This is a genomic window from Nioella sp., from assembly GCF_965215655.1.
GTDB lineage: Bacteria > Pseudomonadota > Alphaproteobacteria > Rhodobacterales > Rhodobacteraceae > Nioella.
The window spans coordinates 1,051,910-1,067,032 of the sequence record NZ_OZ244111.1; the positions used below are offsets into that span (position 1 = coordinate 1,051,910).

Here is a 15,123-nt window from a genome sequence, read left to right on the forward strand (position 1 = left end):
AAGGGATCGCCCCGATGGCGCGGGTGCCGCGAAATGTCATAACCGTTTCCCCGCCGAACCTGGACAGAACCGGGTTTCTGAGCCTTGAGCAGGGTCTTGCCGGGCCGGATCTGCCGACCGGGCGGGATTGGCTGATTGACCGACTGACCGAGGGGCTTCAGGTGCGTATGCTGCGCCCTCCCTTGCGTGGATTCATCGAGTTCATTCCGGGTCGCGCCACATGGCGCCCGATCCGGGAGGCCGACCAGTCGGTGGTGATCGAATGCCTGCGTGTCGATGCGACAGCCGGGCGGAGCGTGGGCATCGGCGCGCTTTTGCGCGTCGCCGAGGATTGGGCGCGCTATTATGGCTTCTCCTCGCTTTTGATGTTGCTCCGCGACACGGACGATCCGGACATGCGCGCGGAGCTGCGCCGCCAGAGTTATCAGGTGGTTGACCAGACGATTGGCGGGATGCAGCTTTGGGGGCTGGTCCTGCAGGGGCCGGTGGCGCTGCCCTTGCTGCCGCAGGACTGGCGGAGCAGGGCCGCACAATTGGGTCCGGGGCTGGTGATCCAGACTCTGGGACATGGCGACCGCCATCGAAGCCGGGCCGAGACCTTGCTGACCATGGGCCGAGAGGCCGGGATCCTGTCGCGGCTGGATCATATCCGCAGGGCCGAACAGGCCCGCACGCGGCTGGCTTGCCCCGATGCCATGTCCTGCGTGGCCCTGGATGGCGAGATTGTCGGCAAAAGCGACTGGTCGGTGATGCAACTGTGGCAGCAGATCCGCCGCCGCAAGCGGCTCTAGTCGCCCTCGAAGGCGCATAGCGTATGGACGGACATGCCCATGGCCTCCAGCCGCTTGCGCCCGCCCAGATCGGGCAAATCGACCACGAAGGCCGTGCCCACCACCTGCGCGCCCAATCGTTCAATAAGCTTGATTCCGGCCTCGGCGGTGCCGCCCGTGGCCAGCAGATCGTCGACCAGCAGCACCGTTTCCCCCGGTTGCAGGCAATCGTCATGGATCTCGACCGTCGTGCTGGCATATTCCAGCGTGTAATCCTGTTCGATGGTCTTGCCCGGCAGCTTGCCTTTCTTGCGGATCGGCACGAAGCCCACAGACAGCTGGTGCGCGACTGCGCCGCCCAGGATGAAGCCCCGCGCCTCCAGCCCCGCGACCTTGTCGATGCGCCGCCCGACAAAAGGCGCCAGAAGCTGGTCGATGGCCAGCCGGAAGCCGCGCGGATCGAGAAACAGCGTCGTCACATCGCGGAACATGATGCCTTCATGGGGGAAGTCCGGGATCGTGCGGATATAGTCCGCGACCACCTTTTGATCGAGCATCAGAGCGGGCCTTTCATGGCTAAGGTTCAGCGGGGGCCAACATAGCGACCGGCGGGGCAGGGTGCAGCCCCTTTTCGCGGTTACAGGCGCGGGTAATGTCGCCGCAGGGCCATGGCATCCTGCCCACGCAACCAGACCACGGCGTTGGAGTTCTCGTTGAAGATCGAGTCCGGATAGGCGGGGGATTGGATATCCGTGGGCAGCCCAAGCGCCTGCACCAGCTCCTCCAGCACCACGCTGGCGACCTCGCGCCGCTGGATGTCGCGGGAAATGGCGATGGCCGCGTCCTGGATTTCGCCTCCGCGCGAGCGGATCGCCACGCGCCCGATCGATAGCTCCGACCCGTCCAGTTCCCTATTGCCGGTCCCCGCGATGATGCCATCCTGCGGGGTGTCCAGCAGATAGATCGAGATGTCGGGCTCGCCCTCGTAGATCCGTTCCAGCACCAGATAGGCGCCAGATGCGTTGATCTGGGCAATAGCCCGGTCGATGGCATCGTCCACGAGGTCGAGCTTGTAGGTGGGAAAGCCCGCGTCGATCTGGGCGATGCCCACGGTCAGCGACACGCGGCGTTCCTCGGACCAGCGGATTTCCGGCTTGCCGCAGGGGCCACCGGGGGGCGCGGCGCAGGCCACCAGCCGGTAAAACGCGTCATCCGACAGGCGGCGCGGCACGGTGATGAATTCCTGCGCCACGGTCATCGTGGGCAGGAGGATGAGGGCCGCAAGAAGGGTCAGGCGCGCGTACATGGATTAAGGGATGCCGCAAGCCTGTGGTTCCGGCAAGCCGGGCGTTCACGATCAGGCCGGGGCTGTTGCGGCGCGGACTCGCCCTTTTGGTCAGGTCGAGCGTCGCAGGCTGGCGGTCAGAACCCCCATCCCGATCAGCGTCGCCCCGCCTGCGCGGGTCAGCCAGGCGATGGTGCCGGGCCGGGCGATGCGGGCACGCAATTGATCGGCCAGCAGCGCATAGGCCAGAGCGTTCAGCGCGGCCAGCGCAACGAATGTGCCGATCAAGATGGCAAATTGCGGGATCAGCGGCTGCTCGGGCCGCAGGAACTGGGGCACGAAGGCGATGAAGAAGGCGATGGATTTCGGATTGAGCGCCGTGACCGCCGCGTTATGGCCAAAGACCCGCGCGGGCGTGATCCGGTGCGTTTCCGGCAGCTCTGTCAGGGTTGCCCCGCCTGCGGACCGGATCAGCTTGATGCCGAGCCAGATGAGATAACCGGCGCCCACCCATTTCAACACCGTGAACAGCGTGGCCGAGGCCAGCACCAGTGCGCCAAGCCCTAGCAGCGAGGCCGTCATCGCCACGAAATCCCCTAGCGCCACCCCGGCGGCGGAGGCCACAGCCACCTTTCGCCCCTGGCTCAGCGCATAGGACAGGACCAGCAGGACCGTGGGGCCGGGGATGATCAGAAGCGCGGTCGAGGCGGCGACAAAGGCCAGCCAGAGATCGAGGGACATTGGAAACTCCGAGTGGTACTGATCCAAGCAAGCCCCGGAAACTGCCAGTCGTCAAGGCCGCCTACCAGAGCGCCGGGCGCGCCACCATCAGCCAGAACACCCCGGTCAGGGCCGCGAAGGCTGGCCAGCCAAGCGCGAACCAGATGCGGTAGAGGCGGCTTGCCTCGGCGGGCAGGGGCGCGCCGGTGACCAGCGCCTCGCCTGCCAGATCACGGATGCGGATCTGCAAATGCACCACCGGGGCCCAACAGATGAACGCCAGCACGTAGAGCGCGTAGGTTGCCAGCAACCAAGGCTCCGCCAGGGAATACCCCGCGATGTAGATCAGCCACAGCCCCGTCAGCGGCTGCGCGATGCCCGCCGGCGTCGTGAACAGCCAGTCGGCCCAGACCACGCCGGAGGCCACGGAATGCACCGTCTCCACCTTGCCGGTCCGCATCGCCCAGACCATCTGAAACGCGGTGCCGATCCCGGTGCCAAACAGCACCGTCGAGGACAGGATATGCAGCCAGCGGGCCAGCAGATATGGGTCCATCAGCGCTCTTCCTCCAGCACGAGGAAAAGCCAGATCAGCAAAAGGATCGGCAGGTTTTTCAGCAGCCCGCCAAGCGGCAGCAGCCAAAGGTCTGGCGACAGCACCGTGAAGGCCACGGTATAGGCCGTGACCAGCCCGAGTTGCAGCCAGCCGAGCAGCTTTAGCCGCCATGCCGCTGCCAGCAGGACCGCCAAGGCCAGGTCCGCCACCCCGCCCGCCCGCGCCAGCACGATCAGGACGGGGTCCGACAGCATGCCTTCCGGGATCATCGGCAGGAAGCTTTGCGAGGGCAGGAAAAGGCCCAGAAACCCGGAGACCAGCCAAAGCAGGATCAACACCAGCCTCAGCGCCGGTTTCATCAGGTAAAGCCGCGCGTGCCACAGATCGGCGGTGCCTGCGGGGCGCGTCGCCATGAATTGGGAAAATCCGCGCGGGTGGGCGGTTTCCGGCAGGTGCTCCAGCAGCGGCGCCTCCTGCGCCTCCACGCCCGTGGCCAACTGGTCCAAAGCGGTGGTGGAGATCGGCCCGAATTTCAGCACGTCCCCCACCCGCGCCAGCCCGCGCGCCAGCACCCTTCGCATCCGCAGCAGGGGCACCGGGCGCAGCCCCAGCCACCTCCGTATGGCTTGCAACATCTGAGCCTGCGTCACCCGTTCCGGCCCGCCGATCTCATGCGCGCCGGGTCCGGGGCGGTCCGCCAGACAGGCCAGGATGATCTTCGCCAGATCGGTCGCATGGATCGGGTTGAACACCTGGTCTCCCTTGCCCACCACCGGCGTCACCATTGGCAGCGCCGCCAGCCCCCGCGCCAGCGCGGACCCACCATAGGCGCTGTCGGCCAGCACCAGTCCGGGCCGCAGAATGGTGACGCGATGCCGGTCCGCCAGCGCCTCGCCCTGCCGCCGGTAAAGCGCAAAGGGCGTCTCCGCCTCAAGCCCGACGGCGGAAATCAGCAGCGCCCGGCAGCCTTCCGGCATCGCCTGATAGACGGCCTTGGGGGCCAGCACATGTACGCCCTGAAACGCGTCTTCGCTGCCCGTCAGCAACCCCGCCGCGTTCACCACATATTGGCAGCCCTTCAGATGCGGGGCCCAGAAGGCGGGGTCATGGGTTTCGGGGCGGCTCAGGTCGGCGGCGACGGTCTCAAACCCCATCTGGCCGAGCGCCCGCACCCGCCGGGCGGATGCCAAAACCGTCCAGCCCTCGGCCCGTAGATGAAAGGCGATGTGGCGGCCGATGAACCCGTCCGCCCCAAGCAGAAGGATCTTGCGCGCGCGGCTCACAGCACCCGGCCAGCGACGGCGGAGAGCTTCTCGACCATGGCCGGATCACGCTTGTCCGGCGCTGTCAGGATCGCGTAGTCCAGCGCCCGGTCGCAACCATGGGGGCAGGGGTCGCGGTCCTTGCCCAGTAGGGTGGGCAGTCTGCCCACCAGTGCCTTGGCCTTCCCGGCATTCCCCGTCAGCGTCGCGATGATCTGGCCGATATCGACCTCGCCATGATCGGGATGCCAGCTGTCGTAATCGGTGATCATGGCGACCGAGGCGTAACAAAGCTCCGCTTCGCGGGCCAGTTTCGCCTCGGGCATGTTGGTCATGCCGATCACGTCGCAGCCCCAGCTTTCGCGGTACATCTTGGACTCCGCCAGGCTGCTGAACTGCGGGCCTTCCATGGCGAGGTAAGTGCCGCCGTCATGCACGGTGATGCCCGCGTCGATCGCCGCCGTGACGCAGGCCGCACCGAGGCGGGGGCAGGTGGGATGGGCAACGCTGACATGACCGACAAGGCCGGGACCGAAAAAGGTCTTGTCGCGTGCGAAGGTCCGGTCGATGAACTGGTCCACCACCACGAAATCGCCCGGCGCCATCTCTTCCCGGAACGAGCCACAGGCCGACACGCTGATCACGTCGGTGACGCCAAGCCGTTTCAGCGCGTCGATATTGGCGCGGTAGGGCACGGTCGAGGGCGTGTGAACATGGCCGCGCCCGTGGCGGGGCAGGAAGACCATCTTGACGCCATCCAGACGCCCCACCAACATCTGATCGGAGGGCGCGCCGAAATTGCTGTCTGCCGTTACCCATTCAGCGCCTTCAAGCCCCTCGATCTCATAGACGCCCGAGCCGCCGATTACCCCGATCACCGTGTCCATACCTGTCCCCTTGCTGGCCGTTTCAGGCGCACCCTAACGGCCAGCGCCGGGGGGCTCAATTCACGAAATGGAGCCGGTCGAAGCTTTGCCGCCACTCAGCAACCTCGCCCGCCATGGCAGCGGGATCATTGGCGCGCAGGGCTTGCGCGATGAGGCTTGCCAGTCGCGGCGCATCCTCCGCCGTCATGCCCCACCGGACCAGTTCCGGCGTACCGATGCGCAAGCCGTTCATGTCACCTTCCACCGGGTCAATCGGCAACCCGATCCCGCAGGCCAGGAACCCCGCCTGCCGCAGCGTCTTGGAGGCAGCCTGCCCGCCGCCGAAGCCCTTGGCTTCAATGGCAAACTGGTGCGATTGGGTATAGCCGCCCGCACCCCGGAAGATCGGCAGGCCCTCACCTGCCAGCGCCTCTGCCAGCGCCTGCGCCATGCGGATCATCTCGGCCGCGTAGGCCCGGCCATGGTCGCGCCAGTCCAGCATGGTGACCGCCAGCGCCGCCGACTTGGCCACGTCGAAATTCGCGGTCATGCCGGGAAAGGCGATCTGATCGAGCTTCTCGGCCAGATCGGCCTCGTTCGTCACGATCAGCCCGCCAGCCGGACCGCCAAGGCTCTTGTAGGTCGACATGGTCATCAGATGCGCGCCCTCGGCCAGCGGGTCCTTCCACGCCTTACCCGCGATGATCCCGCATTGATGGGCCGCGTCGAAGAGCACCTTGGCGCCCACCTCGTCGGCCACCTTGCGGACCTCCGCCACCGGGTGTTCGAAAAGGTTGAGGCTCGCGCCAAGCGTGATCAGCTTTGGATTCTCCGCCTGTGCCAGCTTGCGCAGGCCGTTCACATCCACCGTGTAGCCATCGGCATGGACCGGCGCGGGCAGGATAAGCAGCCCGTAAAGCCCCGCACAGCCCGCCTCGTGGTGGGTCACGTGCCCGCCGACGGCAGCAGGCGGGGCGATGATAGTGTCGCCTGGCTTGCAGGTCGCCATGAAGGCGTAGAGGTTGGAAATCGCCCCGGACGGCACCCGGATTTCCGCGTATTTCGCGCCGAACACCTCGGCCGCCAGTTCCGCCGCGATGACCTCAATCTCCTCGATCGCCTCCAACCCCATTTCATATTTGTCACCGGGATAGCCGAGCGACGGGCGGCTGCCCATGCCGCTGGCCAACAGCGCCTCGGCCTTGGGGTTCATCACGTTGGTGGCCGGGTTGAGGTTGAAGCAGTCCCGCTCATGGATATGGCGGTTGGCTTCGGCCAGCGCCTCGATCCGCTCATGGATGGCGCTGCTGTCTTCGGTGGCGGTGTGGGCGGCGATGCGCTGGATCAGGTCTTCGCAGGCGTCGGGCACCCAAGCGCGGCGGGCGAGTGTCATGTGGGGTCTCCTCATCTGGTTGCGCCGATCATGCGGGCCAAGGGGGTGACAGGGCAAACCAGATTTCCTATTCTTGAGTTTAGAAAAACTAGGGGTAGTTGAAATGGGTGTTGCACCACCACGTCCGAAAGGGCCTGCTCTCAATGCGTTACGCGCCTTTGAAGCCGCCGCGCGGCTTGGCTCTTTCGCGGCGGCGGCAGAGGAATTGTCGGTGACGCCCGGCGCGATTTCCCAGCATATCAAGGCGGTGGAGGCCTGGTCGGGCGTGGCCCTGTTCCGCCGCCGGGCGCAAGGCGTGGAACTGACCGAGGCCGGGGGCCGGGTGGCCCCGGTGCTGGCGGGGGCCTTTGACGGGATCGGCGAGGCCACGCGGATGATCCGCGAGATGAAACCCCGCGCGACGCTGACCATTGCGGCGCTGCCGAGCGTGGCACAGCTTTGGCTCTATCCCCGACTTGCCGCGATCCGGGCAGCGCTGCCGGGGGTGAAACTGTCGATCACGGCGCTGGAGACCCCGCCGAACCTGCGGCGGGACCTGTTCGACCTGAGCCTGTTTCCGCGCGACCCGGACGACTGCACCGAGGGGGTGGCGCTGGCCCCCGACGAGATTGTCCCTGTTGCGTCCCCGCAGGTGGCGGCGCGGGTGCGGGCCAACGGTGACCTCACGGCAGAAACCTTGCTGAATGATGAAAGCTGGTCATCCGACTGGCCCGATTGGGCCGCGAACGAAGGCATTGCTCTGCCTGATCTATCCGATGCGCCGCGCTTTTCGCTCTACAGCCTTGCGGTGGCGGAGGCCGAGGCGGGGGCAGGTGTTCTGATGGGCCATGGCTTCCTGCTGGAGCGTCAGCTTGCAAACGGCACTCTGGTCCCTCTCTACACACGGCGCCACCCGACGGGCCGGGTTTTGATGCTGGACCGCCCGGCGCGGGCCAAGGGTGATCTTGCCCGGCTTATCTCCTTGTTATCAGGCGCTATTCCTGAGGTCGCTTCAGGCTGAACAGCTCTGTCACACGGGTGAAATCGCGGTATCCGAGCCGCCCCACCGGTTGGAAGGTCCGCACGTCGAAAATGCCATCCACAAGGCAATCGTCGCGCATGTGGATGCCGATCACTTCGCCGAAGACCACGGTGTTGGCCTCGCCCTCGATCTTCACGATCTGGGTCAGGCGGCATTCCATATTGGCGGGCGCGGCGGCGACGCGGGGGCAGTCGATCAGCTGGCACTCGGCCTTTTCGATCCCTGCATCGACGAACTCATCCACCTCCTTGTCCCAGGGGCCGGAGGTCTGGTTCATCACCTGCGCCATCTCGTAAGCCACGACATTCACACAGAAAACCCCGGTCTCCCTGATATTGGCGACGCTGTCTTTCACGCCATCCCGGTCATGCTTGCCGGAGGTGCAGGAAAACATCACCTGCGGCGGGGTATAGGCCACGCCGTTGAAGAAGGAATAGGGGGCGAGGTTGTCGTAACCCTCTGACGATCTTGTGGAAATCCAGCCGATGGGGCGGGGAGTGATCAGCGCGTTGAACGGGTTGTGAGGCAGGCCGTGGCCGTTCTTGGGTTCATAGAACATCGCGCAATCCTTGTTGATCCGTTTGGCAAGGACCTAGCGCCGTGCTAGCAGCGGTTCCAGAAGAAAATCGGGACGGATCGGGCGCGTGTACCAGTTCGGGCAGGAAAATTCGGAAGACCACTGGGAGGTCGAGGCGCTTTACGACCTGTGCTTTGCACCGGGGCGCGAGGCGCTGTCCTCCTACCGGTTGCGCGATGGTATTCCGCCGGTAGAACGGCTCTGCCGCGTGGCGCGGGATCCCGAGAATATCCTAGCAGGCGCAATACGTTACTGGCCGGTCCACGTGGGCGAAGCGGATGCGTTGCTGCTTGGTCCCGTTGCTGTGCACCCGACCCGCCAGGGCGAAGGGTTGGGCGGCGCGCTGATGCAGGACAGCCTGTCGATCGCCTGGGATCTGGGCTGGCCACGTGTGCTGCTGGTGGGGGATGCGCCCTATTACAGCCGCTTCGGGTTTTCCCGGCTGGAGGGGGTCGAAATGCCACCACCTACCAACCCCGACCGGGTTCTGGGGATCGGGGATTGGGACGGGATCACCGGTCCCGTGACGGCCTGGACGGGCTGAAAATCTGGGGGGTGCCCCCCGTACACCCCCTGTACACCCCCCGTACACCGGGCGTGCAGACAAAACGGGGACTCTCCCGGCATTGCCGAAATGGAAAAAGGGCGGGAGGGCCCGCCCTTTTGTCGGGATGTGCAGGGCGCCTAGCGGCTGGCTGTCCAGTTATAGGTGCCACCCGACCAGGTGAACGTACCGGTGATCTGGTTGCCGCTGACCTGACCGGTATAGGTCTGCGTGACTTGGGGCCGCTCGAAATAGAGCTGCCCGGTCGCGGCATTATAGGAGACGTCGGTGATCGGCTCCTGGCTGCCGAAGTTGATATTGCCGGTCAGGGTGCTGCCGCCAATCGAGGTGATGGTCAGCCATCCCTGATACCCATTGGCGTTGATATTCCACGTCCCCGTGACGTTGACGCCGGGGGTGCCGGTGCCGGTCGTCGGGGGCTGCGGCTGACCCGTACCACCGCCTGAATAGCCGCTGCCCGAGCCATAGTTCGAGTAGGGGTTGGAACAGTCGGCGGTATCGGTGCCCCAGGCGCAGTAGCCTAGCCCGTTTGGCTCATCGCAATCGCCATCATTGGTGTAGGGGCAGGGGTTCATCAACCCGCCGCCACCTGTCACGGGCGGCGTGTAGCCACCGCCACCCCCGGAATAGCCGCTGCCGGAGCCGTAGTTGGAATAGGGGTTGGAGCAGTCAGCGGTATCGGTGCCCCAGGCACAGAGGCCAAGCCCGTTGGGTTCATCGCAGTCGCCGTCATTGGTATAGGGGCAGGGGTTCATCAGCCCGCCAGAGGAGACCGGCGGCGTGTAGCCACCGCTGCCGGGAGGGATGTAGCGCCCGGTTCCGAAATTGGAGTAGGGGTTTGAACAATCGGCGGTATCGGTGCCCCAGGCACAATAACCAAGGCCGTTGGGTTCGTCGCAATCGCCGTCATTGGTGTAGGGACAGGGGTTCATCTGGGCATGGGCCGGGGATGACATCGACAGGATCGTCACACCCAGAACGGTCAGGAATGCACGGGGCGCGGTTGCCCAGACAGGCTTGGTCTCAATCCTCAGCATGGTCTTTCTCCTCATAGGCACGATGGCAATGAGGGTACGCAATAGTTGGCATCGGCAAATTGATTTCGGTCAATACCGCCGATTGCAGCCTGTGAGGTCAGCCCACCCGCTTCAGCCAGTCCATCACGGCAGGCCGCACCGATTGTGCCCCTTGGGCCTGGGCCTCGTTGATGACGGCGCGGGCTTCGCGCAGGTCCACACGGCGCAGCAGGGATTTCACCGGGCCGATCGAGGCGGGTCGCATCGACAGTGCCCTCAGCCCCATGGCGGCGAAACACAGCGCCTCGACCGGGCGGCCCGCATCTTCGCCGCAGAAGCTGAGCGGCGTATCCGTCTCCTGGCAACGCTCGACGATCTGGCCCAGGAAGGTCAGGAAGCTGACGTTGAGCGTGTCATAGCGTCGTCGCACCCGTTCGTTTTCGCGGTCGGCGGCAAAGAAGAACTGTTTCAGGTCATTGCCGCCGATAGAGATGAAATCGGCCAGTTCGAAGAACTGACGCGGCGCGAAGGCCAGCGAGGGGGTTTCCAGCATGGCGCCGATCTCGACGCTTTCGGGCAGGGTGTGGCCGAGCGCGGCTTCGCGGTCCAGCTCACGCAACAGGTGGTCGCGGGCGGCGGTGAATTCCTCGAACTGGGCGATGAAAGGGAACATCACGGTCAGCGGCCTGCCATTGGCGGCCCGAATAAGCGCCTGTAGCTGCATCCGCATGACGCCCGACTTGTCCAGCCCCACCCGGATCGCCCGCCAGCCAAGCGCCGGGTTGGGTTCATCCTGCGGCTTCATATAGGGCAGCACCTTGTCCGACCCGATATCGAGGGTGCGGAAACAGACCCGTTTGCCGCCTGCGGCATCCATGACACGCGCATAGAGTGCGGCCAGTTCGCCCCGCTTTGGCACGGTGTTGCGGGTCAGGAATTGCAGCTCGGTGCGGAAAAGCCCCACGCCCTCGGCCCCGGAGGAGGGCAGCGAGGGCAGATCGGCCATCAGCCCGGCATTCATCGTCAGCGCGATATGCGCCCCATCCAGCGTTTCGGCGGGCTTGTCACGGATCGAGGCATAGCGTTCCTGCGCGGCGGCGCGCATGGCGATCTTGTCGCGGAAGGCGGTGGCCACGGTTTCCTCGGGGCGCAGGTGAACGACCCCCGCATCGCCATCGACAAGGATCGTGTCGCCGTTCAGCGCCTCTTGCGTGATCCGCCCCGCGTGGACGATCAGCGGGATCGCAAGCGCGCGGGCGACAATGGCGGCGTGACTCGCGACCGAGCCTTCCTCCAGCACCACGCCCTTGAGGGATCGGCCATAATCCAGCAGTTCCGCAGGGCCGATATTGCGCGCCACCAGAACCGGATTTTCCGGCATCTGCGCGCCGGTGTCGGCCCCCTGACCGGTCAGCTGCCGCAGCAGGCGGTTGGAGAGGTCGTCAAGATCGTGAAGGCGTTCGCGCAGATAGGCGTCGGGCACCGTCTGCATCCTTGCGCGGGCGGTGGATTGTTCCTTTTCGACGGCTGCCTCGGCGGACAGGCCGCGTTCGATGTCTTCCTCCATCCGCCGCATCCAGCCGCGGGAATTGGCGAACATGCGATAGGCCTGGAGCACCTCGATCTGTTCGGCATCGCCCTTGGGGGCATTGGACAGCATCTGGTCGACCGACATGCGCAGCTTGTCCACCGCCTCGGTCAGGCGCTTGCGCTCCTCGGCGGGGTCGTCGGCAATCGGGTTGGTGATTACCACGCGCGGCTCGTGCAGCCAGACCTTGCCCTCGGCCGCGCCCTCTTGCCCGATGCCGCCATGGAACACCACCGATTGCTGGTGGCGGGCGGACATGGCTTCGCCCTCACCGACGAAGGCGCCAAGCTCGGTCATTTCGGCCAGTACCATGGCGACGACCTCGACGGCATAAAGCTCATCGTCGGTGAAGCTGCGCGCCTCTTTCGACTGGATGACCAGCACACCAAGCTTTTCGCCTAGCCGCTGGATGGGCACGCCGAGGAAAGAGGTGAAGGCCTCCTCGCCGGTTTCGGGCATGTAGCGGAAGCCGGGTTCGGCGGGGGCGTTGTCGGTGTTCACCGGCCGCATGCGACTGGCGACGCGGCCCACAAGGCCCTCGCCCACGCGCAGGCGGGTGACGTGCACGGCCTCTTGCGCAAGGCCCTCGGTGGCACAAAGCTCCAGCGTGATGGCATCGCGGAACAGGTAGATGGAACAGACTTCGCAGCCAAGCGAATCGGCGATGATATGGGTGATCCGGTCCAGCCGTTCCTGACCGGCACCGGCCTCGGCCAGTGTCGCCTGCAAGCGGCGGAGCAGTTTCCTGCTCTCGGTTTCTGTCCTTTCGGGCATATTGACTTCCCTGGATCCCTGCCGGGCGTTCTGCCCCCCGCAACCAGCAATACCGTGCCGGTCGGGGTGGGCGCAATGCGCAAGACAATGTGTTAGCGCCAACCGGCGGAATGCCGGGGGTCAGGGCCGTGAACGCGTCGCGGAGCGGTCGAATGCAAAAGAAAAGGGCGCTTCGTGTCGCGCCCTTTGCCTGTAGCTCATCTGGCTCCGGTCCGGTCAGCCCGCCTTTTCCAGTTCGAACGCGTCATGAAGTGCCTGAACGGCCAGTTCCATGTATTTGCGGTCGATCAGGACCGAGACCTTGATCTCGGAGGTGGTGATCACCTTGATGTTGATATTCTCGTCACGCAGGGCCTGGAACATCCGGGCGGCCACACCAGCGTGGCTGCGCATGCCGATGCCGACGATCGAGACCTTGGCGACATTGGTGTCCGAGATCAGCCCGTGGAAGTTGATCTCGCCCCGCTCTTTCGCGGCGTTGAGCGCCTGTTCGGCCCGCGCCACCTGGTTGGTGGGGCAGGAGAAGGTCATGTCGGTGCGGCCCTCTTCCGAGATGTTCTGCACGATCATGTCCACATTCACGCCTGCCTCGGCCAGCGGGCCGAAGATGGCGGCGGAGACACCGGGGCGGTCGGCGACCGAGACCAGGGTGACCTTGGCCTCGTCCTTGGAATAGGCGACACCTGCAACTGCGTTGGCTTCCATGACGTCCTCCTCATCGCAGACGAGGGTTCCGGCCTCGTCCGTCTGCTCTTCGAAAGAGCTTAGCACCCGAAGGCGCACCTTGTATTTCATTGCGAGTTCGACCGAGCGGGTCTGCAATACCTTGGCGCCAAGCGAGGCCAATTCCAGCATTTCCTCGAAGGCGATGCGGTCGAGCTTGCGGGCCTTGTCGCAGATGCGCGGGTCGGTGGTGTAGACCCCGTCCACATCGGTATAGATGTCGCAGCGCTCCGCGCCGAAGGCGGCGGCGAAGGCAACAGCGGTCGTGTCCGATCCGCCCCGGCCGAGCGTGGTGATGCGGCCCTCTGGCGAAATGCCCTGGAAGCCCGCGACGACGGCCACTTTCATACCCTCGCCGAATTTGGCGTTGATATTCGTCGTCGGGATTTCCTCGATCCGCGCCGAGGCATGAGCCGAGGTGGTAATGAGCGGCACCTGCCAGCCCTGCCAGCTGCGCGCGGGCACGTCCATTTCCTGAAGCGTCAGCGCCATGAGGCCCGCGGTCACGTTTTCACCTGAGCTGACCACCGCGTCATATTCGCGGGCATCGTACAAATGCGAGGTTTCCTCGACATAGCCTACGAGCTTGTTGGTCTCACCGGACATGGCCGAGACGATGACGATCACGTCATAGCCATTGGCAACCTCGCGGCCCACGCGCTTGGCGGCGCGGCGGATACGGTCGAGCGTGGCGACAGAGGTGCCGCCGAATTTCATCACGAGAATGGGCATGGGTCCCCAGCCGTCCCCCTTTGCGGTTCGCGCGCTTCATACGGGCGCACGGGGGGCCTGACAAGGGCCGGAGGCAGCGCTAGGGTGCGACCCAATGGATAGGCAAGGAGGGCAGGGGATGCGGTTTTCGGTAGCGGAGCTGGAGGCAGCAGCGGACCTGGTGCATGGGCAGATGTCACCGACGCCGCAATATCACTGGCCGGGCCTGTCTGCTGCGACCGGGGTCGAGGTCTGGGTGAAGCATGAGAATCACGCGCCAACGGGGGCGTTCAAGGTGCGCGGCGGCATCACCTTCATGGACTGGCTGCAGCGCGACCATCCCGAGAGCCCCGGCATCTGCACCGCGACGCGGGGCAACCACGGCCAAAGCCAGGCGCGGGCGGCAACGGCGGCGGGGCTGAGGGCGCTGGTCTACGTGCCCCATGGCAACTCGGTCGAGAAAAACGCGGCGATGCGCGGCTATGGCGCGGAGCTGATGGAGTTCGGCGAGGATTTCGATACCGCCAAGGAAGAGGCGATGCGGGTGGCGGAGGCCGAGGGTCTGAGCGTGGTGCCGCCTTTCCATAAGGAGCTGGTGCGGGGCGTGGCGACCTATGGGTATGAGCTGTTCTCGGTTTTGAAGGATCTCGACACGGTCTATGTGCCCATTGGCTGTGGGTCCGGCATCTGCGGGACCATCCTGGCGCGGGATGCGTTTGGGTTGAAAACCGAGGTGGTGGGTGTCGTGTCGGACCACGCGCAGACGGCGAAACTGTCTTTTGAGGCGGGGGCGATGGTCGAGACGAACTCGGCGCGCACCTTCGCCGACGGGATGGCGGTGCGGGTGCCGGTGAAGGAGGCGTTCGAGATTTATTGCGCCGGGGCGGCGCGGATCGTGAGCGTCAGCGAAGAAGAAATCGCGGATGCCATGAGGCTTTACTACACCGCCACGCATAACCTTGCCGAAGGGGCCGGAGCCGCGCCGCTGGCCGCCCTGATAAAGGAGCGGGAGCGGATGGCGGGCAAGAAGGTGGGCGTGATCCTGTCGGGGGGGAATATCGACATGGGCTGGTTCCGCACGGTGCTGGAGGGGGGCGTGCCTGACGTGTGAGTTGCGCCGGCTGACGCCGTCGCGGCGGGAGCGCCCCTCCTCGGGCCCCTTCGGGGCCGTCGTCGGGCCGCGTTGCCACGGGATATCGGTTGGGTCCGGTTTGCCTTGAGTGCGGGTGGTTTTGATGGCGAGGGTGATGCCAGTCTGCTGAGAGGTCCTGTTGCCGGGATCTGTCCCGTCACAGG

15 protein-coding genes are annotated in these 15,123 nt (G+C 65.4%); 4 read left to right on the forward strand and 11 right to left on the reverse strand.

The features are described 5' to 3' along the window. The first annotated feature begins 14 nt into the window (after nucleotides 1–14). On the forward strand, nucleotides 15–791 hold the full coding sequence (locus tag ACOOEX_RS05395; protein ID WP_420397477.1) for a hypothetical protein: 777 nt from the start codon (nucleotides 15–17) through the stop codon (nucleotides 789–791). Here ACOOEX_RS05395 and ACOOEX_RS05400 read toward each other — a convergent pair. The 7 genes from ACOOEX_RS05400 to glyA all read right to left on the reverse strand — a co-directional run bounded on the left by ACOOEX_RS05400 (nucleotide 788) and on the right by glyA (nucleotide 6,852). After that, on the reverse strand, nucleotides 788–1,327 hold the full coding sequence (locus ACOOEX_RS05400; RefSeq protein WP_420397478.1) for an adenine phosphoribosyltransferase: 540 nt from the start codon (nucleotides 1,325–1,327) through the stop codon (nucleotides 788–790). The genes ACOOEX_RS05395 and ACOOEX_RS05400 overlap by 4 nt on opposite strands. 80 nt (nucleotides 1,328–1,407) lie before the next feature. Continuing rightward, nucleotides 1,408–2,076, reverse strand: coding sequence for a DUF2927 domain-containing protein (locus ACOOEX_RS05405; protein ID WP_420397479.1), 669 nt, complete (start codon nucleotides 2,074–2,076; stop codon nucleotides 1,408–1,410). A gap of 90 nt (nucleotides 2,077–2,166) precedes the next feature. Next, nucleotides 2,167–2,796, reverse strand: coding sequence for a LysE family translocator (locus ACOOEX_RS05410; RefSeq protein WP_420397480.1), 630 nt, complete (start codon nucleotides 2,794–2,796; stop codon nucleotides 2,167–2,169). A gap of 61 nt (nucleotides 2,797–2,857) precedes the next feature. Continuing rightward, on the reverse strand, nucleotides 2,858–3,331 hold the full coding sequence (locus ACOOEX_RS05415; protein WP_420397481.1) for a DUF2269 family protein: 474 nt from the start codon (nucleotides 3,329–3,331) through the stop codon (nucleotides 2,858–2,860). Then, complete coding sequence (locus ACOOEX_RS05420; protein WP_420397482.1) at nucleotides 3,331–4,614, reverse strand: DoxX-like family protein; 1,284 nt, start codon at nucleotides 4,612–4,614, stop codon at nucleotides 3,331–3,333. The genes ACOOEX_RS05415 and ACOOEX_RS05420 overlap by 1 nt, the downstream gene beginning before the upstream one ends. Further along, nucleotides 4,611–5,480, reverse strand: a complete 870-nt coding sequence (locus ACOOEX_RS05425; RefSeq protein ID WP_420397483.1) for an S-methyl-5'-thioadenosine phosphorylase — start codon at nucleotides 5,478–5,480, stop codon at nucleotides 4,611–4,613. Before ACOOEX_RS05425 ends, ACOOEX_RS05420 begins: the two co-directional genes overlap by 4 nt. A 55-nt stretch (nucleotides 5,481–5,535) precedes the next feature. After that, the gene (gene glyA / locus ACOOEX_RS05430) at nucleotides 5,536–6,852 is read right to left on the reverse strand and encodes a serine hydroxymethyltransferase (protein WP_420397484.1); all 1,317 of its coding nucleotides are present in this window, start codon (nucleotides 6,850–6,852) and stop codon (nucleotides 5,536–5,538) included. 103 nt (nucleotides 6,853–6,955) lie between these two features. Between glyA and ACOOEX_RS05435 the strand changes: the two genes are divergently transcribed. Then, entirely contained in the window at nucleotides 6,956–7,852 is an 897-nt protein-coding gene (locus ACOOEX_RS05435; RefSeq protein ID WP_420397485.1) for a LysR family transcriptional regulator, read from the forward strand. On the opposite strand, the gene ACOOEX_RS05440 is transcribed toward ACOOEX_RS05435, so the two are convergent. Next, nucleotides 7,827–8,432 carry a flavin reductase family protein gene (locus tag ACOOEX_RS05440; RefSeq protein WP_420397486.1) on the reverse strand — a complete coding sequence of 202 codons (606 nt, stop codon included), beginning with the start codon at nucleotides 8,430–8,432 and terminating at the stop codon, nucleotides 7,827–7,829. The two genes, ACOOEX_RS05435 and ACOOEX_RS05440, sit on opposite strands and share 26 nt — an antisense overlap. Nucleotides 8,433–8,517: 85 nt before the next feature. Here ACOOEX_RS05440 and ACOOEX_RS05445 point away from each other — a divergent pair, with 85 nt between their 5' ends. Then, nucleotides 8,518–8,994 (forward strand): GNAT family N-acetyltransferase, encoded by a 477-nt coding sequence (locus ACOOEX_RS05445; RefSeq protein WP_420397487.1) that lies wholly within the window; start codon nucleotides 8,518–8,520, stop codon nucleotides 8,992–8,994. A gap of 140 nt (nucleotides 8,995–9,134) precedes the next feature. Here the strand turns inward: ACOOEX_RS05445 and ACOOEX_RS05450 are convergent, their stop codons facing one another. The 3 genes from ACOOEX_RS05450 to ACOOEX_RS05460 all read right to left on the reverse strand — a co-directional run bounded on the left by ACOOEX_RS05450 (nucleotide 9,135) and on the right by ACOOEX_RS05460 (nucleotide 13,848). Then, nucleotides 9,135–10,052, reverse strand: coding sequence for a hypothetical protein (locus ACOOEX_RS05450; RefSeq protein WP_420397488.1), 918 nt, complete (start codon nucleotides 10,050–10,052; stop codon nucleotides 9,135–9,137). A 97-nt stretch (nucleotides 10,053–10,149) separates the two neighbouring features. Beyond that, nucleotides 10,150–12,393, reverse strand: coding sequence for a phosphoenolpyruvate--protein phosphotransferase (gene ptsP, locus ACOOEX_RS05455; RefSeq protein ID WP_420397489.1), 2,244 nt, complete (start codon nucleotides 12,391–12,393; stop codon nucleotides 10,150–10,152). Between the two features lie 216 nt (nucleotides 12,394–12,609). Then, nucleotides 12,610–13,848 carry an aspartate kinase gene (locus ACOOEX_RS05460; RefSeq protein WP_420397490.1) on the reverse strand — a complete coding sequence of 413 codons (1,239 nt, stop codon included), beginning with the start codon at nucleotides 13,846–13,848 and terminating at the stop codon, nucleotides 12,610–12,612. A gap of 118 nt (nucleotides 13,849–13,966) precedes the next feature. On the opposite strand from ACOOEX_RS05460, the gene ACOOEX_RS05465 reads away from it, so the two are divergent. Beyond that, complete coding sequence (locus ACOOEX_RS05465) at nucleotides 13,967–14,938, forward strand: threonine dehydratase (RefSeq protein WP_420397491.1); 972 nt, start codon at nucleotides 13,967–13,969, stop codon at nucleotides 14,936–14,938. Nucleotides 14,939–15,123 lie beyond the last annotated feature (185 nt).

What these genes read in the sequence shown, in the direction of transcription:
- ptsP (WP_420397489.1), bottom strand. Translation starts at nt 12,393, where the DNA reads ATGCCCGAAAGGACAGAAACCGAGAGCAGGAAACTGCTCCGCCGCTTG.
- ACOOEX_RS05460 (WP_420397490.1), bottom strand. Translation starts at nt 13,848, where the DNA reads ATGCCCATTCTCGTGATGAAATTCGGCGGCACCTCTGTCGCCACGCTC.
- ACOOEX_RS05435 (WP_420397485.1), top strand. Translation starts at nt 6,956, where the DNA reads ATGGGTGTTGCACCACCACGTCCGAAAGGGCCTGCTCTCAATGCGTTA.
- glyA (WP_420397484.1), bottom strand. Translation starts at nt 6,852, where the DNA reads ATGACACTCGCCCGCCGCGCTTGGGTGCCCGACGCCTGCGAAGACCTG.
- ACOOEX_RS05400 (WP_420397478.1), bottom strand. Translation starts at nt 1,327, where the DNA reads ATGCTCGATCAAAAGGTGGTCGCGGACTATATCCGCACGATCCCGGAC.
- ACOOEX_RS05440 (WP_420397486.1), bottom strand. Translation starts at nt 8,432, where the DNA reads ATGTTCTATGAACCCAAGAACGGCCACGGCCTGCCTCACAACCCGTTC.
- ACOOEX_RS05465 (WP_420397491.1), top strand. Translation starts at nt 13,967, where the DNA reads ATGCGGTTTTCGGTAGCGGAGCTGGAGGCAGCAGCGGACCTGGTGCAT.
- ACOOEX_RS05410 (WP_420397480.1), bottom strand. Translation starts at nt 2,796, where the DNA reads ATGTCCCTCGATCTCTGGCTGGCCTTTGTCGCCGCCTCGACCGCGCTT.
- ACOOEX_RS05405 (WP_420397479.1), bottom strand. Translation starts at nt 2,076, where the DNA reads ATGTACGCGCGCCTGACCCTTCTTGCGGCCCTCATCCTCCTGCCCACG.
- ACOOEX_RS05415 (WP_420397481.1), bottom strand. Translation starts at nt 3,331, where the DNA reads ATGGACCCATATCTGCTGGCCCGCTGGCTGCATATCCTGTCCTCGACG.
- ACOOEX_RS05450 (WP_420397488.1), bottom strand. Translation starts at nt 10,052, where the DNA reads ATGCTGAGGATTGAGACCAAGCCTGTCTGGGCAACCGCGCCCCGTGCA.
- ACOOEX_RS05425 (WP_420397483.1), bottom strand. Translation starts at nt 5,480, where the DNA reads ATGGACACGGTGATCGGGGTAATCGGCGGCTCGGGCGTCTATGAGATC.
- ACOOEX_RS05395 (WP_420397477.1), top strand. Translation starts at nt 15, where the DNA reads ATGGCGCGGGTGCCGCGAAATGTCATAACCGTTTCCCCGCCGAACCTG.